This window comes from Brachybacterium sp. p3-SID957, assembly GCF_025144775.1.
Lineage (GTDB): Bacteria > Actinomycetota > Actinomycetes > Actinomycetales > Dermabacteraceae > Brachybacterium > Brachybacterium epidermidis.
This window is the reverse complement of record NZ_JALXKT010000007.1, coordinates 1-23412: the sequence shown is the minus strand read 5'-3', so window position 1 is coordinate 23412 and position 23412 is coordinate 1. Positions and strand designations below refer to the sequence as shown.

At 68.8% G+C, this 23412-nt stretch carries 21 protein-coding genes and 1 pseudogene; 11 read left to right on the top strand and 11 right to left on the bottom strand.

Annotated features, from left to right (window positions below):
• The first annotated feature begins 51 nt into the window (after positions 1-51).
• Positions 52-420, top strand: coding sequence for a hypothetical protein (locus tag M3B01_RS02595; protein ID WP_193865025.1), 369 nt, complete (start codon positions 52-54; stop codon positions 418-420).
• Between the two features lie 69 nt (positions 421-489).
• Here M3B01_RS02595 and ppsA read toward each other — a convergent pair whose 3' ends face one another.
• From ppsA to M3B01_RS02550, 9 genes are all read right to left on the bottom strand, one after another.
• On the bottom strand, positions 490-2865 hold the full coding sequence (gene ppsA, locus M3B01_RS02590; RefSeq protein WP_259789266.1) for a phosphoenolpyruvate synthase: 2376 nt from the start codon (positions 2863-2865) through the stop codon (positions 490-492).
• Entirely contained in the window at positions 2862-3797 is a 936-nt protein-coding gene (locus M3B01_RS02585; protein ID WP_259789265.1) for a pyruvate, water dikinase regulatory protein, read from the bottom strand. The genes ppsA and M3B01_RS02585 overlap by 4 nt, the downstream gene beginning before the upstream one ends.
• Before the next feature lie 113 nt (positions 3798-3910).
• Positions 3911-4486: a bifunctional 2-polyprenyl-6-hydroxyphenol methylase/3-demethylubiquinol 3-O-methyltransferase UbiG gene (locus tag M3B01_RS02580; protein ID WP_259789313.1), complete on the bottom strand. Its 576-nt coding sequence runs from the start codon at positions 4484-4486 to the stop codon at positions 3911-3913.
• 94 nt (positions 4487-4580) lie between these two features.
• Complete coding sequence (locus M3B01_RS02575; RefSeq protein WP_259789264.1) at positions 4581-5621, bottom strand: hemolysin family protein; 1041 nt, start codon at positions 5619-5621, stop codon at positions 4581-4583.
• Positions 5618-7009 (bottom strand): hemolysin family protein, encoded by a 1392-nt coding sequence (locus tag M3B01_RS02570; RefSeq protein ID WP_259789263.1) that lies wholly within the window; start codon positions 7007-7009, stop codon positions 5618-5620. The genes M3B01_RS02575 and M3B01_RS02570 overlap by 4 nt, the downstream gene beginning before the upstream one ends.
• Before the next feature lie 245 nt (positions 7010-7254).
• A complete protein-coding gene (locus tag M3B01_RS02565) occupies positions 7255-7917 on the bottom strand; it encodes an alpha/beta hydrolase (protein WP_259789262.1) in 663 nt (220 codons plus the stop codon).
• A gap of 436 nt (positions 7918-8353) precedes the next feature.
• Positions 8354-8605 carry a hypothetical protein gene (locus M3B01_RS02560; RefSeq protein ID WP_259789261.1) on the bottom strand — a complete coding sequence of 84 codons (252 nt, stop codon included), beginning with the start codon at positions 8603-8605 and terminating at the stop codon, positions 8354-8356.
• 41 nt (positions 8606-8646) lie between these two features.
• Complete coding sequence (locus tag M3B01_RS02555) at positions 8647-9204, bottom strand: DJ-1/PfpI/YhbO family deglycase/protease (protein WP_259789260.1); 558 nt, start codon at positions 9202-9204, stop codon at positions 8647-8649.
• Positions 9205-9351: 147 nt separating this feature from the next.
• Positions 9352-10908 carry a YdiU family protein gene (locus tag M3B01_RS02550; protein WP_259789259.1) on the bottom strand — a complete coding sequence of 519 codons (1557 nt, stop codon included), beginning with the start codon at positions 10906-10908 and terminating at the stop codon, positions 9352-9354.
• Between the two features lie 158 nt (positions 10909-11066).
• Between M3B01_RS02550 and M3B01_RS02545 the strand changes: the two genes are divergently transcribed.
• The 5 genes from M3B01_RS02545 to M3B01_RS02525 all read left to right on the top strand — a co-directional run bounded on the left by M3B01_RS02545 (position 11067) and on the right by M3B01_RS02525 (position 15796).
• Positions 11067-12251, top strand: a complete 1185-nt coding sequence (locus M3B01_RS02545; RefSeq protein ID WP_259789258.1) for an ROK family protein — start codon at positions 11067-11069, stop codon at positions 12249-12251.
• Entirely contained in the window at positions 12248-13147 is a 900-nt protein-coding gene (locus M3B01_RS02540; protein ID WP_259789257.1) for a sugar phosphate isomerase/epimerase, read from the top strand. Before M3B01_RS02545 ends, M3B01_RS02540 begins: the two co-directional genes overlap by 4 nt.
• A 74-nt stretch (positions 13148-13221) precedes the next feature.
• On the top strand, positions 13222-14283 hold the full coding sequence (locus M3B01_RS02535) for a Gfo/Idh/MocA family protein (protein WP_259789256.1): 1062 nt from the start codon (positions 13222-13224) through the stop codon (positions 14281-14283).
• A 98-nt stretch (positions 14284-14381) separates the two neighbouring features.
• Positions 14382-15233 (top strand): hypothetical protein, encoded by an 852-nt coding sequence (locus M3B01_RS02530; RefSeq protein ID WP_259789255.1) that lies wholly within the window; start codon positions 14382-14384, stop codon positions 15231-15233.
• A complete protein-coding gene (locus tag M3B01_RS02525; RefSeq protein WP_259789254.1) occupies positions 15230-15796 on the top strand; it encodes an NYN domain-containing protein in 567 nt (188 codons plus the stop codon). Before M3B01_RS02530 ends, M3B01_RS02525 begins: the two co-directional genes overlap by 4 nt.
• A 209-nt stretch (positions 15797-16005) precedes the next feature.
• Here M3B01_RS02525 and M3B01_RS02520 read toward each other — a convergent pair whose 3' ends face one another.
• Positions 16006-18441 (bottom strand): TIM-barrel domain-containing protein, encoded by a 2436-nt coding sequence (locus M3B01_RS02520; RefSeq protein WP_259789253.1) that lies wholly within the window; start codon positions 18439-18441, stop codon positions 16006-16008.
• A 451-nt stretch (positions 18442-18892) separates the two neighbouring features.
• On the opposite strand from M3B01_RS02520, the gene M3B01_RS02515 reads away from it, so the two are divergent.
• The 5 genes and pseudogenes from M3B01_RS02515 to M3B01_RS14605 form a co-directional block, all read left to right on the top strand.
• Positions 18893-19750 (top strand): hypothetical protein, encoded by an 858-nt coding sequence (locus M3B01_RS02515; RefSeq protein ID WP_259789252.1) that lies wholly within the window; start codon positions 18893-18895, stop codon positions 19748-19750.
• Positions 19751-19815: 65 nt separating this feature from the next.
• Positions 19816-20754, top strand: a complete 939-nt coding sequence (locus M3B01_RS02510; RefSeq protein WP_259789251.1) for a hypothetical protein — start codon at positions 19816-19818, stop codon at positions 20752-20754.
• Positions 20755-20813: 59 nt separating this feature from the next.
• Positions 20814-22058 carry a hypothetical protein gene (locus M3B01_RS02505; RefSeq protein ID WP_259789250.1) on the top strand — a complete coding sequence of 415 codons (1245 nt, stop codon included), beginning with the start codon at positions 20814-20816 and terminating at the stop codon, positions 22056-22058.
• Between the two features lie 164 nt (positions 22059-22222).
• Complete coding sequence (locus M3B01_RS02500; RefSeq protein ID WP_259789249.1) at positions 22223-22804, top strand: hypothetical protein; 582 nt, start codon at positions 22223-22225, stop codon at positions 22802-22804.
• Positions 22801-23067: pseudogene (locus M3B01_RS14605) on the top strand (integrase core domain-containing protein); the annotation flags it as partial. The gene M3B01_RS02500 and the pseudogene M3B01_RS14605, both read left to right, overlap by 4 nt.
• Before the next feature lie 114 nt (positions 23068-23181).
• Here M3B01_RS14605 and M3B01_RS02485 read toward each other — a convergent pair.
• A complete protein-coding gene (locus tag M3B01_RS02485; RefSeq protein ID WP_259789248.1) occupies positions 23182-23316 on the bottom strand; it encodes a hypothetical protein in 135 nt (44 codons plus the stop codon).
• Between the last annotated feature and the right edge of the window lie 96 nt (positions 23317-23412).

Here is a 23412-nt window from a genome sequence, read left to right as displayed (position 1 = left end):
CTGTCCTGGCGGATACTGTGCAGGGACATCCGCCGCTCCCCAGGAGGAATCATGGCCGCCCTGTCCGACACCATCAGCCTCGCGATCGACAAGGCCCTCGCGGCCCCCCACGGCCGCCACGCCGAGATCCTCGTGAACGACGGCCCGCTGCGGCAGACGGTCATCGCCCTGAAGAAGGGGGTGCGCCTGGCCGAGCACAACTCCCCGCCTGCGGCGTCCATACAGGTGATCCGCGGGGTCCTCCAGGTCTCCGGCGAGGACGAGGTGGTGATCCAGGAGGGTCACGTCGAGGCCCTCACCCATCAGCGCCACGCGGTGGAGGCGCTGGAGAACACCGTGTTCCTGCTGACCACCGTCACCAGCATCCCTGGCCGGACCAGCCACACCGGCCAGATCCCGGTGGTGGACCCCGAGGTGTGAGGCACCCGGCGGTATTGCCGGGTCACGTCCGGGGAGCCGGTCCCACGGGCCAGTGCTGCCTCCGTGGTCTCACCCCCGTCGCGCGATCCGCAGCCAGGTGTCCACGACAGTGTCCGGGTTCAGGGACATCGAGGCAATGCCCTGATCCACCAGCCACTCGGCGAGGTCCGGGTGGTCGCTGGGGCCCTGACCGCAGATGCCCACGTACTTGCCCTCGCGGCGGCAGGCCTCGATGGCACGGGAGAGCATGACCTTCACGGCCGGGTCGCGCTCGTCGAAGCGATCCGCCACCAGGGCGGAGTCGCGGTCCAGGCCCAGAGTCAGCTGGGTCATGTCGTTGGAGCCGATGGAGAAGCCGTCGAAGTGCTCCAGGAACAGCTCGGGGGTGATGGCGTTGGAGGGGACCTCGCACATCATCACCACCTGCAGGTCGTTCTCGCCGCGACGCAGGCCGTGCTGGGCGAGCAGGTCGATCACGCCCTTGCCCTCGGCGGGGGTGCGCACGAACGGGATCATGATCTTCACGTTCTGAAGGCCCATCTCCTCGCGCACGTAGCGCAGGGCCTCGCACTCCATCGCGAAGCAGTCCGCGAAGTCCTCCGAGAGATAGCGGGAGGCGCCGCGGTACCCGATCATCGGGTTCTCCTCGTGCGGCTCGTACAGCTCGCCGGCCAGCAGGTTCGCGTACTCGTTGGACTTGAAGTCGCTCATCCGCACGATCACCGGGTTCGGTGCGAACGCGGCGGCGATGGTGGCCACGCCCTCGGCCACGCGCTGCACGAAGAAGTCGCGCGGGGAGTCGTAGGCGGCGATGGCATCCTTCACCTTCGCGGCCACGTCGGGCTGCTCGGTCTGGAGCGTGTCCAGCTCCAGCAGGGCACGCGGGTGGATGCCGATCTGGCGGTTCACGATGAACTCCAGGCGTGCCAGGCCCACACCGGCGTTGGGCAGGCGGGAGAAGGCGAAGGCCTGGTCGGGGTTGCCCACGTTCATCATGATGGTGGTGAGGATCTCCGGCATGGCGTCCACCTCGGAGGTGGTGACGTTGAAGTCCAGCAGGCCCTCGTACACGAAACCGGTGTCGCCCTCGGCGGCGGAGACGGTGACCTCCTCGTCGTCCTTAAGGTCACGGGTGGCTGTGCCAGTGCCCACCACGGCGGGGATGCCGAGCTCGCGGGCGATGATCGCGGCGTGGCAGGTGCGGCCGCCGCGGTTGGTGACGATGGCGGAGGCCCGCTTCATGATCGGCTCCCAGTCGGGGTCGGTCATGTCGGCCACCAGCACGGATCCGGGCTGGAAGTTGTGCATCTGGTCGAGCGAGGTGAGCACCCGCACGGGGCCGGCACCGATCTTGGCACCGATCGCGCGGCCCTCGGCGCGCACGGTGCCTCGACCGGCCAGGTGGTACTTCTCCACGGTGGAGCCGGCCCTCGACTGGACGGTCTCGGGGCGGGCCTGCAGCACGTAGATCTGCCCGTCGGCCCCGTCCAGGCCCCACTCGATGTCCATGGGGCGCCCGTAGTGCTCCTCGATGATCAGGGCCTGACGGGCCAGGTCCAGCACCTGCTGGTCGCTCAGGGACAGCTTCGCCTGCTGGGTGGGGTCCACGTCGACGAACTCGGTGGTGCGACCCACCTGGGTGTCCTGGGTGTAGACCATCTTGGTGGCCTTGGCGCCCACGGCCCGCTTGAGGATCGCGGCCTTCCCGGCGCGCAGGGCGGGCTTGTACACGTAGAACTCGTCGGGGTTCACGGCGCCCTGCACCACACCCTCCCCCAGCCCGTAGGCGGAGGTGATGAACACGGCCTGGTCGAAGCCGGACTCGGTGTCCACCGTGAACATGACGCCGCTGGCGCCGATGTCGGAGCGCACCATCTTCTGCACGCCGACGCTGAGCGCCACGGAGGCGTGGTCGAAGTCGTGGTGGACGCGGTAGGCGATCGCCCGGTCGTTGTACAGGGAGGCGAACACCTCGCGGATGGCGGTGAGCACGGAGTCGATGCCTCGCACGTTCAGGAAAGTCTCCTGCTGGCCGGCGAAGGAAGCGTCGGGCAGGTCCTCGGCGGTGGCGGAGGAGCGCACAGCGAAGGAGGCCTCCTCACCGCTGCCCGCGGCGAGCTCGTCGTAGGCGGCGCGGATGTCGGCCTCGAGCTGGGCAGGAAAGGGCTGGGCGACCACCATGTCGCGGATCTTCCTGCCGGTCTCGGTCAGCGCCATGGTGTCATCGGTGTCCAGTCCCGTGAGCATCTCGTCGATGCGCTCGGCCAGGCCCGTGGCGCCGAGGAACTCCCGGTAGGCATCGGCGGTGGTGGCGAACCCGTCGGGCACGCGCACCCCGAGGCGTGCCAGGTTCGAGACCATCTCGCCGAGGGACGAGTTCTTGCCTCCCACCTGCTCGAGATCGGCCATGCCGAGGCCGGAGAACCAGCGGATGCTGGAGGTCATGGGGTGCTCCTATCGGTCAGGGACTGCAGGATGAGGGTGGACATCTCCTCCACGGACTTGCTGGAGGAGTCGACGAAGGGGATGCCGTAGTAGTCGTAGATGCGGCGCGCGCGGGACAGCTCCCAGTGGGTCTGGTCCACCGAGGCGTACCGGGAATCGGGGCGGCGCTCCCCGCGCACCTCGGACAGGCGCCTGGGGGAGGTGAGCAGGCCGAAGCAGCGGTCGGAGAGGGTGGCGATGGTCTGCGGCAGCGCGCCGTTCTCGAAGTCCTCGTCCACCAGCGGGTAGTTCGCCACGAACACGCCGTGCATGAGAGCCAGGTACATGCTGGTGGGGGTCTTGCCGCAGCGGGAGGGGGCGATGAGGATGACGTCGGCGCGCTGGATGGCGCGCACGGACTGCCCGTCGTCGTGCTCGATGGCGAACTCCACGGCCTGCATGCGGCGGTTGTAGCGCCGCACGTCGCCCAGCCCGTGCAGCCGGGCGGGGGCGTGGTCGCTGGACAGGCCCAGCTGGGCCTCGATGCGGGCCAGGTGCCCGGAGACGAAGTCGATCACGGGCGCACGGGTGCCCAGCAGCACCTCCCGCACCTGTTCGTCCACCACGGTGAGGAACACGATCGGCTCCACGGGGCCGTCCATCACCGCATCGAGCTGCTCGCGCACCTCCTCGGCCTCCCCGGTGGTGCGCAGGAAGGGGATCAGGCGTCGCTCGAAGGGAACCGACGGGAACTGGGCGAGCAGGGCGTTGCCCATGGTCTCGGCGCTGATCCCCGTGGAGTCGGAGATGAAGTAGACCGGGACCGCACCGGAGGCGTCAGGGGTGAGGGCACCGGGGTCGGCGACAGGGGCCGGTGGCGGAGGTCCCGGTGCGGTGATCTCGCGGCTGTCCGCACGTGGAAGTGGCCTGGGGACAGGCAGCGGAGGGGCCATGGTCAACCTTTTTCCTCGGGCGGGGGCGGGGCCGCCGCGACACGTCGTCGTGCTCGCTCCTCACCGTAACCCCCGTTTCGCCGCCGCGGCAGGCCGTTCTTCCCAGTGGTACGTCACATCCTCCGCACCAGCACGGCTACCAGGAAATCGTCCGAGGGCGGCTGCAGGTCCCAGCTGGAGAAGCGCTGCTGCACCTCCAGTCCGGCAGTGGCGGCGTCGGCCTCGAAGCGACCGAAGGGGTAGCCGCGGCCGGAGCCGAAGCCGACCACGAACCGGCCAGCGGGGGCCAGATGGCGGGCGATCCGCGTCAGGGCCGGCACCCGTTCGCTGCCGGCGAGGAAGGCCATCACGTTGCCGGCGCACACCACGACGTCGAACTGCTCCTGCTCCCCGGTGCTGTCGCGCAGGTCCAGCTGGGCGAGGTCGCCCACCTCCCAGCGCCCGTCGGGATGGTCCTCGCGGGCCACGCCGATCAGCGTGGCATCCAGGTCCACGCCGGTCACGTGGTGGCCGACGCGTGCCAGATACCCGCCCAGCCGACCGGTACCGCAGCCGGCGTCCAGCACCCGTGAGCCGCGCTCCGCCATGGCGTCGATCAGGCGGGCCTCACCGTGGATGTCCTTGCCGGAGGCCTCGATGCGACGCCACCGCTCGGCATACCCGCGGGCGTGGTCCGGATTGTGCCGCAGGGCGATCGTCCAGGCGTTCTCCGCCGGGAAGTTCTCGTCGGCCGGGTCGGTGCTCGTCGGCCCCGGGGGCGTGCTGTTCACGATCTCACCCATCTCAGGCCGCCGCGCGGGAGTCGTCGCGGATCTGCCCGACGAGCTCCTCGAGCATGTCCTCGAGGGTGACGATGCCGATCACGCGACCGGAGCGGTCGGTGGCGGCACCGAGGTGGGCGCCGCTGGCCTGCATGCTGGCCAGGGCCTTGCGCAGCGGCTGATCTGCGCCGATGCGGGGCAGATGGCGGATCCTGTCGGCCGGGATGGGCAGGTTCCGCGCCTCGGCGGCCGATTCCAGCAGGTCCTTGATGTGCACGTATCCGGTGAGGCCCCCGCTGGCGTCCTTGATGGGGAAGCGGGAGAAGCCGTCGATGGCGGCGGCCTCGGCCTCGGCGGCGCTGACCCCAGCGGGCAGGGTGGAGACCCGGTCCAGGGGGATCACCAGGTTGATCAGGGAGCGCTGCTCGAAGGTGAGGGCACCCAGCAGCAGCGCCTCGTCGTTGTCCTCCAGCAGGCCGCCGTCATGGGACTCGCTGACCATCGCGGCCACCTCGTCACGGGTGAACACGCTGGTGACCTCGTTCTTCGGGGTCACACCGATCATGCGCAGCACCAGGTTGCCGATGCCGTTCATGGCCCACAGCACGGGCCGCAGCAGCAGCACGATGCCGGAGAGGATCGGGCCCAGCACCAGCGCCATCCGCTCAGGGCCGGCCAGCGCGATGTTCTTGGGGATCATCTCGCCGAAGACCACGTGAAGGTAGGTCACCAGGCTCAGGGCGATCGCGAAGGAGATGGGGTGCACGAGCGCGTCGGGCACGCCCAGCCATTCGAACGGGCCCTCCATCACGTGGGCGATGGCCGGTTCGCTGATGGCGCCGAGCGCCAGGGAGCACACCGTGATGCCCAGCTGGGCACCGGCCATCATCAAAGAGACGTGCTCCATCGCCCTCAGGGTCACCTTGGCCGCCCAGCTCCCGGCGTGGGCCTCGGGCTCGATGATCGAACGGCGGGCGCTGACCAGCGCGAACTCCGCGCCCACGAAAAACGCGTTGGCGATCAGCAGCACGATGGTCAGCAGGATGCCGGTGAGGAAGCTCATCGCTGGGCCTCCTTGGCGTCGGCGCTCTCATCGGCGTCCTCCGGGGCGTCTGGATCCGGCAGGGCCTCGATGCTGATGTGCAGGGTCTCGATGCGCAGGCCGTCCATCTCCCGCACCTCCAGGCGCAGCTGGGCGGGCTCCTCCCCCGGTTCGGGATCGGTGGGGACGACGACCTCGTCGCCGACCTCGGCCAGACGGCCCAGCTCCATGGTGACCAGGCCGCCCAGGGTGTCGTAGTCCTCGTGCTCGGGGACGGTCACGCCCAGGCGGTCGCTGGCCTCGTCGGGGCGCAGGATCGCGTCCAGGTCCCAGGAGCCGTCGGGTTCGGGCACGTCATCGGCCTCGTCGTCGTGCTCGTCGCGCACCTCGCCCACGATCTCCTCGACCAGGTCCTCGAGGGTGATCAGGCCATCGGTGTCGCCGAACTCGTCGACCACCAGCGCCATCTGCAGGCCGCCGGCGCGCAGGGTGTCCATCAGGTCGTCCAGCGGGACGGTGTCGGGCACGAAGGTGGCGCTGCCCATGACGGAATCGACGCGGGTGGCAGGCCGCTGCTCGAAAGGGACGGCGAGTCCGCGGCGGATGTGGGCCACGCCGGCCACCTCGCCCTCGTCGTCCAGCACGGGGAAGCGGGAGTGCCCGGTGGTACGGGCCAGCTCCAGCAGGTCCTGCACGCTGTCGTCCACGTCCAGGGTGTCCATCCGGCCGCGGGGGACCATCGCGTCGTGCGCGCGCCGATCGCCGAAGGCGAGGGTGCGCTCGACCAGGTCGGCGGTCTCGGCGGGCAGGGCGCCCTCGTCGGCGGAGCGGCGCACCAGCGCCGAGAGCTCCTCGGGGCTGCGCGCGGAGCTGAGCTCCTCCTGGGGTTCGATGCCCATCTTGCGGACGATCGCGTTGGCGTTGCCGTTGAACAGCCGGATCGGCCAGCGGAAGATCGAGGTGAAGGCGCGCTGGAAGCCGACCACGGCGCGGGCGGTGCGCAGGGGCTCGGCGATGGCCAGGTTCTTGGGGACCAGTTCGCCGAAGATCATGGTCAGCCCGGTGGCGAGGACCAGGGCGATCGCGACGGAGACGGAGCGGGCCTCGACCGAGCTGAGACCGGCGTCGATCAGCGGGGGGCCGGCGATCTTGGCGATCGCGGGCTCGGCCAGGAAGCCCACGCCCAGGTTGGTCACGGTGATGCCCAGCTGAGCGCCGGACAGCTGGGTGGAGAGGGTCTTCATGCCCTCGAGCACTCCCTGGGAGCGCTTGTCCCCCGTGGCTGCCGCGGCCTCGACTTCGTTGCGGCTGGCGGTGATCAGGGAGAACTCGGCGGCTACGAAGCCGCCGCAGGCGGCGATCAGCAGGAGGCTGATCGCCAGGGATATGAGGGGGCCGATCAGATCCATGGACGGATCCTCCCGGCAGCTGGTGTCACGTGCAGGCCCGAAGGCCTCGGACTGTCACCGGGTGCGTCGCTGGCGGCGCTCATGGTCTCCTGGTTCTCCTCGGTCCGCACTCGTCCATCGAGCGCGGAATGAGGGAAGACTACCGGTTCGACCCCCCGTCGTCATCGTCCGTGTGACCGGGGTGGCGGAGGTGACCGTTCAGTCCGGCGCCCGCCCTCGCGGCTGCTCCTACGCCGGTCTCTGTGTCAGGCCCGCTCATCGGCGCGGCGCTGCACGAAGCTCGCGATCGCGCGCAGCTCCACCTCGTCCACGGCGTGACCCAGATGGGGGCGGCGCTCCTCTTCCAGGGTGGTGTGGGCGGTCATGAAGTCCCGCACCTGCCGCTCGCGGTCCTCGTCGAACAGGGGGTCCATGCCCCCGTGGCCCCACAGGGCGGGGGGCTTCACCTGGGCGAGCGCCTGGTCGCCGGGCATGGGGGCGGGGAACGGCGCACCGGAGAGCTGCACGATCCACTCGAGCGCACGGGGATCCCGGCGCAGCAGCTGCAGACCCAGGATGCCGCCCTGGGAGAAGCCGATCACGCCGACCACAGGCACCTGCTGGGCGGCGATCCATGCCTCCACGGCGGCGGCGGAGGCCTGGATCTTCTCGGTGGCCGCGGGGTCGATGTCCGACTCCAGCCAGGCGTAGCCCTGGACGTAGCGGTAGATGCCGCGCAGGGAGACGTAGGCGAAGGTGGGCGGGAGATAGGGCACCAGCCCGGTGAGGTCGCGCTCGTGACTGCCCAAGCCGTGCAGCAGCAGGACGATGGGGGCATCCGGTGCGGTGGACCCCATCCGGACCACGGCGGTCTCGTCGATGGACTCGGCGATCAGTTCGACGGGCGGGTTCACGAAGGCGCTGGTCATGGGATGAGCGTAGCGGCTGGGGCTTGGGGTCGACGGGCCCGGTGGGCATCACCTGCCGGCCCCCTCCCCTGCCCGACGGGGGGCAGCGCTGGCTCCGGATCGGGCGGCGCGCCATCGAGGGCATGAGCGGACCCGCAGGGTGCGCGGTGCGCTGGTCGGGGGACGAGTCCGACCCCTGCGGGTCCGGGCAGCTCGGGTGGATTCGCTGCGGTCCGTCGATCCGATGGGGTGCCGTCTGGCACCTCGGGTCGATGGTCGCCTCAGCGGCGAGCCACCTCACATGTCCGATGGGAAATCATTCCTCGGATCACCTCCTTTCAGTGTGGAGCCACCGTAGGACCGGCGCTGTCGCCGCGCAATGGATTATTCGGTCGCCAACCGCGTAGAGCCGTTCCTCGAGGCCGGATGGACGCCGTGGGTGCACTGCGGCGAGTTCTCAGACCAGCGGCTGGTTGCCGGCCAGGTCGTCGAGGTCGTCGCCCTCCGAGCGCATCTCGTCCTGATCGCGGTTGCCCTGCTCAGCCGCAGCGAGGTCGTCCTGACCGCGCTCGACGGTCCGGTCCAGGGCCAGGCCCTCGGCCTCTGCCGGAGCAGGTCGCTCCGGGTCGCCGGGGCGCGCGGCCTCGAGGGCGTCGTCGATGCTCTCGCCACTGGCGGGCTCGGTCTGGAAGTCCGGGTTCTCGGTCATGGTGCTCTCCTCTGGAGCGGGGTGGGGCGCTCCTAACAGGTTCAGGAACTCAGGGCCTTGATGATCGCACTATTGAAGGCATCGAGGTCATCGGGGTTGCGGGAGGTGATCAGCGGGAAGCCGCCACCGGTGTCCACCACTGCCTCCTGGTCGGTCCAGGTGGCGCCGGCGTTGAGCAGATCGGTGGAGATGGTGGGCACCGAGGTCATGTCCCGACCGTCGACCAGGTCGGCCTCGATCAGCAGCCAGGGGGCGTGGCAGATCGCGGCGACCGGCTTGCCGTCGGCGGCGAAGGCCTTCGCGAGCTCCTGGGCGGACTCCTCGGCCCGCAGGCTGTCGGCGTTGAGCGTCCCACCGGGGATCACGAGTGCGTCGTAGTCGTGGGCCTCGACCTTCTCGAGCAGGACGTCGGAGGGGACCTCTGGTCCGGGTTCGCGGTCAAGCTTGAGGGTCTTGACCGGGCCGGACTCGGCGGCGGCGACGACCACCTCGGCACCGGCCTCCCTGAGGTCGGCGATCGGGGGCTGGATCTCATCGGTCTCAGTACCGAAGTTGGTGGTGATGATCAGGATCTTGCGGCCGTTGAGCTCAGTGGCCATGGTGCATCTCCTTCCGTCGGGCGTTCGACGGCGAGAGCTGCTGCGGGGGGCGGGGGCTACCCGCGCAGGTGCTCGCCCTGACTGCGACCGTACCACCGGGCGCTCCGGTGCCGCCGACCAAGCGGACGGCACTGAAAGAGGTGCCGGTCAGGTTCCGCAGTAGGTCAGGAAGCTCTCCCCGCCCTCCCCCGGGCCCTCCAGGTGCTCCAGCTCGGACCGGGCCTCGTAGGGGTGGGTCACGGCCTCGAGGATCGCCTCGACCCCGGCGAGATCACCCAGATGGGCACCGCGCAGTGCGTTCTCGAGGTGGATGTTGCGGGGGATGTGGACGGGGTTGGCGCACTCCATCGCGGCGACGGCTTCTTGTGCCGCGCTGCCGGATCCGCGCAGCTCGTCCCGTCGCCGGTGCCAGGCCTCGTACGCGGCGGGATCGGTGAACAGCGCGCCGGCGGTGCCTTCGGTGAGGGCGCGGAAGAACCGGGTGTGGTCGGTGCGATGGGACTCTAGCAGCGCCAGCAGGTCCTCTCCGAGGGCGCGCACCGCGGACAGGCGCTCGTCGCCCTGCGCCGCGCCGCCTGTCCCCGTTGCCAGCGGGATGCCGAGCTTGACGCCCATGCCGCGGGTCCATGCCTCGAGGTAGGCGGGCTCGTAGCCCTGCAGCACCTCGGTGGCCGCCTCGATCCCGGCCTCGGGGTGCTCCGGGGAGATCAGCGGCAGCAGGGTCTCGGCGAAGCGGGAGAGGTTCCACAGGGCGATGCCGGGCTGGTTGCCGTACGCGTAGCGGCCCTGATGGTCGATGGAGCTGAACACCGCGCGGGCGCGGTGGTCGTCGAGGAAGGCGCACGGCCCGTAGTCGATGCCCTGGCCGGAGATGGTCATGTTGTCGGTGTTCATCACGCCGTGCACGAAGCCGACCAGCATCCACTGCGCCACCAGCTGAGCCTGCGCGTGGCTGACGCGGCGCAGCAGCTCCAGGTAGGGACTCTCGGCGCCCCGCGCATCGGGATGGTGGCGCTCGATGGCGTGATCGGCCAGTGCGCGCAGCACCTCGGGGCCGAGGTGCCAGGCGGCGTACTCGAAGGTGCCCACGCGCAGGTGGCTCGCCGCGACCCGGGTGAGCATCGCGCCCGGTTCGGGGGTGATGCCTCGCCGGGGCCGCACCAGCTCGCCGGTGGAGACAACGGCCAGGGCCCGCGTGGTGGGGATGCCCAGTGCGTGCAGGGACTCGCCGATCACGGCCTCGCGCAGCATCGGCCCCAGGGGCGCCTTGCCGTCGCCTGCGCGGGCGAAGGGGGTGCGGCCCGCGCCCTTCAGGTGCAGGTCGCGGCGGTGCCCGCGAGTGTCGATCAGGTCGCCCAGCAGCACGGCGCGGCCGTCGCCCAGCTGCGGGTTGGGCTGGCCGAACTGGTGGCCGGCGTACACCTGGGCGGTGGTGAACGGGGTGGTGGGTGCGGGGTTGTCGGCGGCCAGGGGCCGCCCCTCGGCGTCGAGCCGACCGGTGAGCAGGGCCAGCCCAGCAGGGGTGCGCAGCCACTCGGGGTCGTAGCCGAGTTCGAGGGCAAGATCCTCATTCAGCCAGGTCAGCTCGGCGCGTGGGGCACCGTCCGCCTGCCATGGCACCGACAGGTCGCCGACAGCGTCGGCGTAGGTCTGATGGAGCTGCGGAGCAGCAGATGGAGTGGTGGGCACTGTGGGGATGGGCATGGATCGCCTCCTGCGGCCACGGTACCGGGGAGCTGCATGCCTGCGAACGTTCCGTCGACCGTGACCCCAGCCCTCTTGACAACCACCCCCGCCACCGCGAAGACTGACTCCGCAGATTTACACAACCGGGTTTCGATAATCCGTGCGGGGGGCATCCCATGGCATCCGCCGACGGCGCCGCAGCAGCCGTGCGCCAGGCCAACGCACGCACCTGCCTGCTGGCGATGCGTAAGGCCGGGGGTCCCCTCACCCTCGCCGATCTCGCCGAACAGACCGGGCTCTCCCGCCCCACCGTGGACGCCGTGCTCGCCGAGCTGGTCGAGGCCGGCTCCGTGCGGCCGGTGGCCGCCGCCCATTCCGCCGCCCGGGGCCGCCCCGCCCGCCATTTCGAGTTCGATCCCGGGGTCGCCGCCGTCGCTGCGGTGGACGTCGGCCACCGATCGGTGCGCTGCCTGCTCACGGATGCTGCGGGCCGTGCGACCGGATACCACCGGATCGAGGTGCCGCTCGACAGCGGCAGTGGGGGCACCGGGGCTAAGGCGAGGCTCGAGGCGATCGAGCAGGTCGTGCGCCGCGCCGCCCCAGCCCACCGCGGCCCGGCCGCCGTCGGCCTGGCCGTGCCCGGGATCATCGCGGCCGATGGCCGTCTGGCTCAGAGCCTTGCGGTGGAGGACCTGGTGGGCACCGACCTCACCACCGAGCTCAGCGCGCGCCTGGGCTGCCCGGTGGCGGTGGAGAACGACATCAAGCTCGCCGCCTACGCTGAGCACCACCTCTCCGACTCCCCCTCGGACATCGCCTTCGTGCAGATCGGGCATCGCATCTCGGTGGCCCTCATCGTCGGCGGGCGGATCCTGCAGGGCAGCCACCGCCTGGCCGGTGAACTCGGCACCCAGCGCGGCATGCGCTGGACACGCAGCTCGCAGCGGGGCCGGCTGCGCTGGTCCACCGGGGACGCGGCCGAGGAGCTGTTTACCCGCGCGGCGGCGGGCGACCGTGCAGCGGCCGAGGAGATCGACGGCTTCTGTGCGGAGATCGCGCCCCGCATCGCGAGCCTCGTGCTCACCGTGGACCCCGAGACCGTGGTGATCGGCGGCGGGCTCTCCCGCGCCGGGGACACCCTGCTGACGCCGCTGCGCCGTCACGTGCACCACCTGCTCACCAGCCCCGCGAAGCCCGCGCTGACCGCGGCCCGCCTCACCACCGACGGTGCCCTCATCGGCGCACTCGGCCTCGCCTTCGAGCATGCCTCCGTGCAGATCACCGGGGTGTCGGAGGTGCCCCCGCCTTGGCGCTGCTTCACCGCGCCGCCCCCAGCACCCCACCCGGAAGGAACCCCGTGACCGACCAGATCCGCTTCGGATTCAGCTCCTACAGCTTCCACTCCAAGCTCACCGCCGGCGAGATGACCCTGCCGGAGGTGATCGACTGGGTGGCCGCCTCGGAGGGCGAGCATCTCGAGCTGGCCTCCCTCAGCGAGCAGGCCGAGGCGCCCGTGCCCAGCATCGCGTCCGATCCCGCCTACGTGGACGAGATCCGCGAGAAGGCCGCCTCGGCCGGGGTGACCCTGTCCAACCTGGCGGTCAGCGCCGACTTCACCTCCGGTGACGAGGCGGAGGTGGCACGCCAGGTGGCGCGGGTGAAGCAGTACGTGGACCTCGCCGAGCGCCTGGGCATCGAGCGGATGCGGCATGACGTGGCCGGCCACGCCGGCCTGTCCGGGGACGACACCCCGCTGTTCGAGCAGGCACTGCCCTCGATCGCGGCTGCCAGCAAGGAGATCGCCCGGTACGCCGCCGCCAAGGGCATCACCACCAGTCTCGAGAACCACGGCTTCTTCGTGCAGTCGGCCGACAGGGTGCGTCGCATCATCCACGCCGTGGACGAGCCGAACTTCCGCACCACCCTGGACGTGGGCAACTTCGTGTGCGTGGACGAGCAGCCCGAGGTGTCCGTGGCCCAGAACCTGCCCTACGCGATGGTGGTCCACGTCAAGGACTTCTACATCCGCCCCGCCGAGCACGCACCCGGCGAGGGCTGGTTCCGCAGCCGCGGCGGCAAGCACCTGCGCGGCGCGGTGGTCGGAAACGGCGACATCGACCTGCGCGCGGTGGCCCGCGCCATCAAGGAGTCGGACTTCTCCGGGTACGCCGCGATCGAGTTCGAGGGGTGGGAGGACTGCCTGATCGGCTGCTCCCGCGGCATCGCGGGCGCCAAGCGCCTGCTCGCCGAGGCCTGACCCCTGACCCGTCGGCCCCGGACCGCCGCGCCACGACCTGATCCCGATCCATCCATCCCTGAAGGAGATCCCCCATGCCCATGTTCCGAGTCGGCGTCATCGGCGCCGGCAGCATCGCACGCGCCCACCTGCAGGCGTACGCCGCCCATCCCGACGTCGAGATCGTCGCAGTCAGCGACATCAACGCCGATCGCGCTCGCGCGGTGGCCGAGGAGTTCGGTGCCGCCCGCTCCTACGGCGACGCCCACGAGCTGCTGGCGCAGGAGGACATCGACGGCGTGAGCGTGTGCACCTGGAACAACTCCCACGCCACCTGGACCATTGCCGCGATCGAGGCCGGCAAGCACGTGCTGGTCGAGAAGCCCATCGCCCGCACCGTCGCCGAGGCCACCGCCATCCAGGAGGCCGTCCAGGGCAGCGACCGCGTGGTCCAGGTGGGCTTCGTGCGCCGCCACTCCCCCAACTGCCAGGTGCTGAAGTCCTTCATCGACGCCGGTCAGCTGGGCGAGATGTACTACGCCAAGGCGAGCCTGATCCGTCGCATGGGCAACCCCGGCGGCTGGTTCGCCGACAAGGAGATCGCCGGCGGCGGCCCCCTGCTGGACATCGGCATCCACGTGCTGGACCTGGCCTGGTACCTGATGGGCTGCCCGAAGGCGGTCTCCGTCTCCGGCAACACCTACGCGGTGCTGGGCAACCGCGCGAACATCACCACCATGCCGCGGTACAAGGTCTCCGACTACGACCCGGACAAGAACACCGTGGAGGACATGGCCAACGCGGTGGTGCGCTTCGAGAACGGTGCCTCCCTGCTGCTGGAGTGCTCCTACTCGCTCCACGCCACCAAGGACTCCATTGTGGTGTCGGTGCACGGCACCAAGGGGGGAGCCGATCTGGAGCCCAGCCTGGAGATCGCCGCGGAGATGCACGACTCGGTCGTCAACATCACCCCGCAGATCTCCTCAGGCACCTTCGAGATGGGCGCGGGGTTCGCGGGCGAGATCGCAAACTTCGTCGATGCCGCCCAGGGCCGCGCCGAGAGCATCGCCCCGGCGGAGCACGGGGTGGAGATGGCGCGAATCCTCGAGGCCGTGTACACCTCCGCCTCCGAGGGCCGCGAGATCCGGCTGGACTGAGCCGGGACTGCCCTTCGGACCGGCCGGCAGAAACCGGCCGGCCCGAACAGCTCTCCGGGTACGCTGAGGCGAGAACGATCTTTGAGAGGTGCGAGGACATGAGCAGCCCCTACCCCGGCAACCCGTCCCCCCAGCAGCCGCAGGGCGGTGCGCCGCAGGGGGGCGGCCAGCCTTCCGGCGGTGACCAGTGGGGCTCCCCGCCCCCACCCCCGGCCCCCAGCGGCGGCTACCCGGGCGGGAGCCCGGCTGCCGGCCCCGGCCCCACCGCTGGCACCCCGTACCCGGCCACCGGCAATGCAGCGCCTCCGCAGAAGAAGAAGCCGTGGCCGTGGATCGTGGGCATCTGCGGGTGCCTGAGCCTGGTCGCCCTGCTGGCCGGTGGCGGCGGCATCGCCCTGTACACCATGGGCGGGGACGACGAGCCCACGGGTGGTCCCACCACGAGCGAGGAGCCCACCTCGGAGGATCCGACGACCGAGGAGCCCACGTCGGAGGAGCCGACCAGCGAGGAGCCCACCACCGAGGAGCCCACCTCGGAGGAGCCCACGGGCGAGACCGGCCTGCCGGGCGAGGAGGTCTACTCCGACACCCCCGTCCAGGACCCGAGCGAGTCCGATCTCGACGCTGCCAAGGACACGATGATCGGGTACCTGATGGGCCTGTCCGACAACGATCCGGCCGCTGCCTGTGCGCTGCAGCTGGATCCGATCACCGGGGTGGGCATCGACGACAGCTCGATCCTGAAGGACACCTGCGTCGAGTCCACCCAGCAGGCGATCGACGAGCAGGAGCTGCAGGGCAAGGCCGAGCACCTCACCCCCGACCACTTCGAGGCGAACCTGGACGCCGAGGGCCGCGTGATCCTCGTGCACAACATCCACGCCGATGACCCCACCCCGATGAAGATCGCCAAGGGCAGCGACGGCAAGCTGTACGTGGTCCTGGCGTGACCGGGCGGGTCGACGCGGCAGCTCGCACCACCTATCTCCTCGTCGACGGGGAGAACATCGACGCCACCCTCGGCGTCTCGGTGCTGGGCCGCAGGCCTCAGCCCGAGGAGCGTCCCCGTTGGGGCAAGCTGCTCGACCACGCCGCGGAGAACTGGGGCAACCCGGTCTCGGGCCTGTTCTTCCTGGCGGTGGGCGACAGCCTGCCGGTGGGGTTCGTGCAGGCGCTGACGGCGATCGGCTACCGGCCGGTGCCGTTGCGCGGCGAGGGCAAGGTGGTGGACATCGCCATCCAGCGCACCGCCGAGGCACTGCAGGACCGTCCGGCCGACGTCATACTGGTCAGCCACGACGCGGACTTCGTGCCCCAGATGTCGGCACTGGCGGGGACCGAGGGGCGGCGCACCGCCCTGGTGGGCTTCCAGGAGTTCTTCTCCGGGGAGCTGCGCGGCATCCCCGGCATCGAGATGATCGACCTGGAGTACGACGTCTCCGCGTTCAACGGCCCCCTGCCGCGGATCCGCATCATCGACATCGACGAGTTCGATCCGCTCGAGTTCATCTGACAAGCCACCCCCCGTGCGCTTGATGGCGATGCCGACGCCGCGAGAATGATCGGCGGCTGGGACCCCGGATCCACCTACTGGCTCACCAACACGGTGCCCGCCGGGACCGGCGCGTCGCCGCGATGGCGGTGGCATGGCGGCGGGATGGGCGGGGGTGGATCCGCTCAGCCTGAGCAGGGGCGCCCCCTCATCGACGGCGACCCGACGGTTCAGCTCTCGGCCAGTAGCAGCTCCGTGAGCGCAGCGACCAGCTCCGGGGTGGGGTGGCCGTGCTCGACATCCTCCGGTGTGAACACGGGCACCGTGCCGTACGCGGCGACTGAGCTGAGGGCGGCGGCGCCGTCGCGCTCGAGCTGGGCGAACAGCAGGTCCTTGGTGAAGTAGCCGATGGCCGCCCCACGCAGCACCGTCTCCACCTGGCCCAGCACGTCGCCGGGCCCGGTGGTGCCGAGCCCTGCGCCCTCCAGCACCACCGGCTCGGTACCGGCACCGACCAGGCGCACCCGCACCCGGCCGTCGGCGGTGGTCACGCTCTGGATCTCGGCGCCGCGTGCCTTGAGGTTGTCGGCCGCCCCCCGGCCGAAGCCCAGCAGGCTCAGCTCCCAGGTGGTGCGGGCCGGGGGGCCATCGCCCGTCGCGGGCTCGATGGTGAGGCGCCCGGCCTCGATGTCCAGCGAGAACACGGTCTCGACCCAGGTCCCGGGCTCGGTCTCCTCGGCCAGCGTGAACGTGCCGTCGGCACCGCCGGCGACCAGCACCTCGAGCGCCGGGGTGGTCTCGCGGATATCCAGGGATTCCCCCTCGGCGACCAGTGGCAGGAACCCGCCGGCGCGCAGCAGCACCGGGATCGAGGACACGTCGCGGTGCAGGCTCGCCAAGCGACCCCCGCGATAGGAGATGCCGGTGGTGACATCGGTCCAGCGCCCCGCGGGCAGCCACGCCTCGGCCACGGCGAGCCGGGTGGTGCGGTCCACGGGTCGCACGATCGGCGCCACCAGCAGCTCGGAGCCGAAGAGGTACTGGTCGCGGTACACGTACGCCTCGATGGACGTGTCCTCGAAGTAGGTGGGCTCCACCAGGGAGCGACCCTCGCGGTGCGCGCGGCGGTTCATGGCATGCAGGTAGGGCACCAGACGGTGGCGCAGGCGCAGCTGCTCCACCATCACCGCGTGCGCGGGTTCGGGGAACATCCACGGCTCCTTGCCGGTGAACCGGGAGCTGGAGGAGTGCAGGCGCAGGATCGGGGAGAACACGCCGAACTGCACCCAGCGGGTGGCGAGCTCGTCGTCCCAGTACCCGCCCATGTGGCCGCCGATGTCGTGGCTCCACCAGCCGTAGCCGATGTTCGCCGCGGCAGCCGTCATCCGCGGCTGGAAGGCGAGCGACTTCCAGCTGATCACGGCATCACCGGAGAAGCCGACGGGGTAGCGGTGACTGCCCGGTCCCGCGTAGCGCGACAGCAGCAGCCCGTCGCCGTTCTGCTTGCGGGTGTCCTCGTACTGGACATGGTTGAGCACCCACAGCGGATCCATGCCGGGGACCTTCGAATAGGGGCCCGACTGCCAGTCCAGCCACCAGAAGTCGGTGCCCAGTTCCTCCAGGCCCCGGTGCAGCACCTCGAGGTAAGCGCGGAGGAACCCGGGGTCGGTGGGGTCGAACTCCACGGCCGCACCGTCGGCCTTGCGCCCCATGGCCTCGGCGACCTTCTCGTACAGCTCCTCGAAGGCGCGCACCCCGTCAGCGGGATGGTCGTTGAGGGTGACCCGGAGGCCCCGATCGTGCAGGGCCTGCTGGAAGCGCGCGGGATCCGGGAACAGCTCCGGGTCCCAGGTGTACCCGGTCCAGCCGGAGCCGTAGACAGGGTCGACGTCGGTCAGGTGCCAGTCCATGTCGATCACAGCGACGGACAGCGGAACGCCCTCGTCCTCGAAGCGGTCCATCAGCTCCAGGTAGGACTCCTCGGTGTAGCGGTGGTAGCGGGACCACCAGTTGCCCAGCGCCCAGCGCGGGAGTAGCGGCTGCGGGCCCGAGAGCGCGAACAGATCCCTCACGGCAGCCACGTGGTCGCGGCCCGCGGCGAACACGTACAGGTCAACGGAGCCCGGCTCGGCACCCCGTGCCTGCAGTTCACCGTCGGGTCCGAACACCATCGAGCCCGAGTCGTCGATGTCGGCGTAGCCGTAGGTGCTGTTCACCCCGGGATCGAGGTCAACGGCGCCGTCGGCCTCGTCCAGGGTGCGGGTGGCGCCGCCCAGGTTGCCGTCCAGGGGCCGGGTGGTGCGGCCCTCGCGGCGGGCCGTGCGGTGGGCCGGTAGGGAGAGGTCCTGCTGGTACCGCCAGATCGAGTGGTAGTTGGAGACGCCGCCCAGCACCGACAGGGACAGACCGTTGGCGGAGAACTCGCCGCGGTCGTAGTCCAGCACGTAGTGGTCGGTCTCCACGCGCACCCCGGTGGCCGTCTCGCTCACGCGCGCGGACTCGTCCCGCAGCTCGCGGTTGGTGGCGAACACGGAGGGGCGGTCCTCGAAGGTGCCCGAGGGCGACCACTCCAGCCGCACCAGGCGCGGCGTGATCGGAGTGATGCGGAAGTTGTCCCCCTGCAGCAGGGAGTTCTCGATGAAGCTCTCAGGGGCTGGGGTTGTCACAGGGTCATCCCTTCACGGCGGCGCTGGAGGCTCCCCCAGCGTCTCACCACACGTGCGGCTAGCGCAGCCCGTCGGTCCCGACCACGCAGGACCCATCCTCGCTCTGCGCCACTCACCGCCACACCACCGAGGCACGAAAAACCCCCTCCACCGGCATTTCTGCTGATGAAGGGGGTCTTCTCGCGGTGGGGGGTTTGGAAAACCCTTCTACCTGCAGTGTTGGGGCGTCCTTGCACCGGGTTTCCTGTAGCGCTTCGACAGATTTCCCAGGGATCGGCTGTGGTTCTCACCCATGCAGCTTCTCACCTGCGGAAACAAGAGGGACCGTGGCCTGTTGCGGACGACTCATTGGCTAGCGCGCTCCCGGCGCCCTGCCCGGAGCTGAGGTAGGCACGTAGCGGTGACTAGCCCCTCCGCCTGATCGTCAGTGCCCCGCGGGAGAATCAGGCCTATGAAGACGACGGCGTTCATGGGTTCGACGGATTCTGAGGGCGGCCCGAGCGGCTACCGGCTCCCAGACCTTGACGTGGAGAAGATCGAGGCGTTCGGCAAGGCACGCGTGCCAGGCGACGACGACGTGGAATCGGTGCTCTCACTCACCTACCTCGTGAAGGAACAGTTCGAGGCCTTCGGCACTGGTGGGGGCGAAAGCGTGAGCGACGAGGAGTCAAGAACGCTCAACCAGGCTGTGAAGCGCTCCCTGGCTAGACACGGGATCACGTTCGATCCTGGATGGCGCGACTTCGCCTCTTTCCGGACTCACTGGATTCGCGAGGGAGGTCATGGCAACTACCAGGCCCGTCGAGACATGCTTGAGAAAGTGTTCGGGCCGATCATCGACCAGCTGCATGACCTCCAGGACCGCGCCTTTCTCCAGGAACTTGCTGAGCCCGTCTCACCCCGAGGCAGCACCGATTGGGAGCGCGTAGACGACGAGGTCCTTGCCCTGAGAGAGCGATTCCGATCAGCACAGAACTCTGCGGACTATAGGGACGTGGGGAACCGCAGCGTGGCCGTCCTCGAGGCGCTCAGCGCGATCGTCTATGACGACGAGAAGCACACACCAGCCGGCGAAGACACGCCCGTGGTGGAGAAGACGAAGATCCGCATCGGACGGTACGCAACAGAACGGCTCGGCGGACGGGACAACAAGGACCTGCGCTCGCTCCTCAACGGCGCCAGCGGGCTCGCACACAGCATCAAACACTCGCCGTCACCGGACCGAAGTGAAGCAGGGATCGCTGCTGACGCCGCGATCCTGCTGGTCAACATCATCAGGCGGCTCGAGGGCGGCGGCGGCTCGGCGTGAGCGCAGCTCCGTTTGTCACCCCTTCCGTGGAGACTCGTACCACTAGCACCTAGTTGGAGGTAGAGATGGACCTGCGAGCAATACACGATCAACTGGATGGGTCCGAGCAGGGTGACGTCCTGCTTGCATTCCTCGAGGTGACCGGAGGCGATCGAAAGCAGGTTGTCGCCAATCGCGACGTGGCCGAACTGACCGAACTGGACCAGGGCGATGTCCAAGAGCTGCTGAGCCAGCTCCGTGAACTGAGCCTCATAAAGGGCCCGATCTCGGCCGCTGGCGGCTGGAAGTTGACCCTGGTTGGGGCCCGGGCCGCACAGGGATTTCGTGAGTCCCTTGAATCCGGGCCGCTCTGGTTCGAGAAGGTCGCAGAGAAGCTCCTGAGAGGACTCCTCGAAGCCGGGGAGAGTGCGTCGCGCGAGCAGTGGGAGACGTGGGACCTCCATGAGCAAGGGCGGCCCGCGATCGACTACGACACACGGCTGGAGGTTTTGGAGGCCCTTGCGAATAGCGGCTACATCGGCCACGAGGGCTCGAACGCGGACCGGTTCGATGGGGTGTGGATCGAGTCCAAGGGGCGCCAGACCCTCCGGTCGAACGGGCGGATCTTCCCCTCCATGCACAGGCTGTCGAATCCCGCGACGACCAACCAGCACATCGGCATCCTGGCCACGAACTTCACCAACGATCACGGTGTGGTCCAGGCCGGTGAGCACAACGTCCAGCACGTCACCATGACCGATGAGCGAATGACCCAGATCCAGGCGAGAGTTGAAGATGTCCGCCGAGTTCTGGAGGACGCGAATGTCGATGCGAACGTCCGCGACCAGGTGGGGGCTGAAGTCGACCAACTCGACCAGGCTGTGCGAGACGGTACCGACCCGGGACTGATCGGCACGATACTGGCCAAAGCTATGACGGCAGCTGCATCAAGCGCCGGAACAGCCGGCGGGGCCGCTCTGATCCAGTCACTGGCGCGCGTCAGTGAAGCGGTCGTTGGCACCTGATAGGCGTCGCAACAACTCTCGACAGGCGCCGTCGATGGAGACCAAGAAGGTTGTATGAGATGACGAAGAAGAAGTCAGCTGGTTCTGGGGAGCCGTCGGAGCATCACGAGGAAGAAGAAGCTCCCGAGAACGTTGCGGGCCACCAAGACACCGGGGAGGTGGATGAGCCTGGCCAGACCATGGGGGCAAGTGCGGCAACCCTGGCCGCCGCGTTCCGCGAAGTCGCTGGGCGTAGCGGAGCTCCCGCGGCACTGCCCACCCATATCCCCTCCATCCCCCCTGCAAATATCAGCGACATCATAAAACCACAGATGACCCGAATATTTGATCAATCGAGCATCACGGACATGTGGAAAATGTCGACACTCATGGGGCACTCTGGGATCGCAGATATTCAGCGAAGCATAGCCGGATTCGATGTCAACTCAGAAGTATCCCAGCTGATACGGGGCCTCGATTTGGCCAATATAGTATCCCCCATAGACCTCGGGGCACACAGCATCCTACCCAAGATGTCGCTAGGACTCGAAGACGTCATCAAGAGTCTTTGGCCGACCGGTCAGCTCAAGACACTACTGCAGACCTTCCTGTCGCAGCCTGCAAAGATTCCGCCGAACATGCGCATTGCAGGGATCGCGGAGGCAGAAGACGACGATGTGCTGACGGTGCTGCTGGAGGGGATCCCCCTCGCCTGGGTGCCGCGCGCCAGCACCGTCGAACTGCTGATGGAAGCTGGAAGCATGCAGGAACGACGAACCATCATCGGCAGAAGGATCGACTCCATCTCGGAGGACTGCCAGGTCCTACTCCGGGACGTCAGCGACCAGCGCTACCACTACGCGGCTGAAGCACTGGACGAGGCAGCTAGTCTGCTTGATATTTCACCGCAAGCTTCGCAGGCACTTTCCGCGGTAGTGCTTGACTCATCGATCTGGGGAATGATTCCCACCCACGCCAATAACAGTTTGCACAGAGCCGGAATCGCCGATGATCGAAAGCACCTAACAGAAACAAAGCTGCGCTCACCAGAGGACTTCAGGCGGAGATTGCTGGATCGCCTCGACGCTCGAGGGTACATCGCGTTGGCCCCCGTAGCGGCCATCCACAGGAAGTACGATCCTCAAGATAAACGTAAGGCAGCCGACAAGATCCTGCCCAATAGGCACGCTTCACTTCATGATATTGGGCCGCATCAGTACAGTCAGCGCAATGCAGCGATCTTTCTCATGCTCGCCACGTCCACCGTCTTCTACCTCAGTAGGTACTACCAACCACCCCATGTGCGGGATCGACGCGACACCTGATATTCCAATCTGATTTCATCAGATCCGCGCTGATCAGCATGGGTGTGACGGCTGCAGGCATGCCGGCAAGCGATACTGTGGAAACGATCGACTACTACCGCCGAGGCTCAGCTGAGGTCGGCTACGCCAAGAACTAACGCCAGCAGCCAGGAGTTGGATTCACCATGAACAGCAGCATCGCAGATCGCTCTCTGCGGCTCCAGGGAACGCTTCTAGTGGGTGCCATTCTGATCGCGGGGCTCGCTGCCTGTGGGCCACATGAGCCAGTTCAGAACACCTCCGGCGGAGATGATGCCCCCTCTCTCGCCACCGAAACGACCCCAGCCACGAGTACCACCGCTGTGGAGTCCGTGCAGGAGGAGACTCAGGAGCGCACGGATCTGACCGTGTTCATCCGTGAACAGGAGCCCCTGGGAGTTTTCATGCAAGAGGAACTGCTGTGCAAGCCCCGCAGCGCCACTCATGAGGGAATCATGGACCGGGCTCCAGAACCCCGCATTCGCCTCACCGATGAGAACGGCGAGGTGCTCGCCACCCAGGAAGTCAGCGCCGAAGGTCCGATCCTGGGCGGAGAGTGCACCATCTTCGTCAAGTTTCTGGAGGTGCCGGTGACCAGCAACTACACCGCGACCTTCATTAGCGATGACCCCGAACGCGAGCTGATCGAGATTAGCTCAACCATCGACTTCGACCGGGCCAAGTTCGAAGACGGGTACACCCAGGGCATCTACATAGACATCCCCTGATCCCCGACGACTCGCCCTTCAGTAGTGCTCTTCGATGCGCTCGAAGGCGCGGTCGAACGGTCTGGGAGACTGATCGTGCATCAGTCCCGAAGAACGGACGGCCCGGCCACCCCCAGGCCCAGGGGAAGATCGAACGGTTCCACCAGACCCTCAAACGCTGGCTCACCTCCCGACCCCGCCCCGGCAGCATCCAGGACCTCCAGACCCTGCTGTACCAGTTCCAGACCTGGTACAACACCGAACGCCCGCACCGGGCCACCGGCCGCCGCACCCCCGCGCAGGCCTACACCGCCCTGCCCAAGGCCACCCCCGGCAGCGCCCTGACCGAACCGGAATGGCGCCCCCGCGTTGACCGCATCGACAAGAACGGGAAAGTCTCACTGCGCTTCGCAGGCCAGCTGCGCCACCTCGGCTACGGCCGCGCTCACGCCGGCCGCCACGTCCTGATCCTGGTCCACGACGACCACGCCGTCACCTCCGATGCCACCACCGGCGAGATCATCGCCGAACACCGTATCGACCCCGCCCGGGACTACCAGCCCAAGCTCCCGCGAACCCACAGCACACCCGCCAAGACACCGGACCCCGGCCCGTCAGTGAATCCACGC

Coding starts and splice junctions, on each gene's coding strand:
- M3B01_RS02595 (WP_193865025.1), top strand. CDS start 52: ATGGCCGCCCTGTCCGACACCATCAGCCTCGCGATCGACAAGGCCCTC.
- ppsA (WP_259789266.1), bottom strand. CDS start 2,865: ATGACCTCCAGCATCCGCTGGTTCTCCGGCCTCGGCATGGCCGATCTC.
- M3B01_RS02585 (WP_259789265.1), bottom strand. CDS start 3,797: ATGGCCCCTCCGCTGCCTGTCCCCAGGCCACTTCCACGTGCGGACAGC.
- M3B01_RS02575 (WP_259789264.1), bottom strand. CDS start 5,621: ATGAGCTTCCTCACCGGCATCCTGCTGACCATCGTGCTGCTGATCGCC.
- M3B01_RS02570 (WP_259789263.1), bottom strand. CDS start 7,009: ATGGATCTGATCGGCCCCCTCATATCCCTGGCGATCAGCCTCCTGCTG.
- M3B01_RS02565 (WP_259789262.1), bottom strand. CDS start 7,917: ATGACCAGCGCCTTCGTGAACCCGCCCGTCGAACTGATCGCCGAGTCC.
- M3B01_RS02560 (WP_259789261.1), bottom strand. CDS start 8,605: ATGACCGAGAACCCGGACTTCCAGACCGAGCCCGCCAGTGGCGAGAGC.
- M3B01_RS02555 (WP_259789260.1), bottom strand. CDS start 9,204: ATGGCCACTGAGCTCAACGGCCGCAAGATCCTGATCATCACCACCAAC.
- M3B01_RS02550 (WP_259789259.1), bottom strand. CDS start 10,908: ATGCCCATCCCCACAGTGCCCACCACTCCATCTGCTGCTCCGCAGCTC.
- M3B01_RS02545 (WP_259789258.1), top strand. CDS start 11,067: ATGGCATCCGCCGACGGCGCCGCAGCAGCCGTGCGCCAGGCCAACGCA.
- M3B01_RS02535 (WP_259789256.1), top strand. CDS start 13,222: ATGCCCATGTTCCGAGTCGGCGTCATCGGCGCCGGCAGCATCGCACGC.
- M3B01_RS02530 (WP_259789255.1), top strand. CDS start 14,382: ATGAGCAGCCCCTACCCCGGCAACCCGTCCCCCCAGCAGCCGCAGGGC.
- M3B01_RS02515 (WP_259789252.1), top strand. CDS start 18,893: ATGAAGACGACGGCGTTCATGGGTTCGACGGATTCTGAGGGCGGCCCG.
- M3B01_RS02510 (WP_259789251.1), top strand. CDS start 19,816: ATGGACCTGCGAGCAATACACGATCAACTGGATGGGTCCGAGCAGGGT.
- M3B01_RS02505 (WP_259789250.1), top strand. CDS start 20,814: ATGACGAAGAAGAAGTCAGCTGGTTCTGGGGAGCCGTCGGAGCATCAC.
- M3B01_RS02500 (WP_259789249.1), top strand. CDS start 22,223: ATGAACAGCAGCATCGCAGATCGCTCTCTGCGGCTCCAGGGAACGCTT.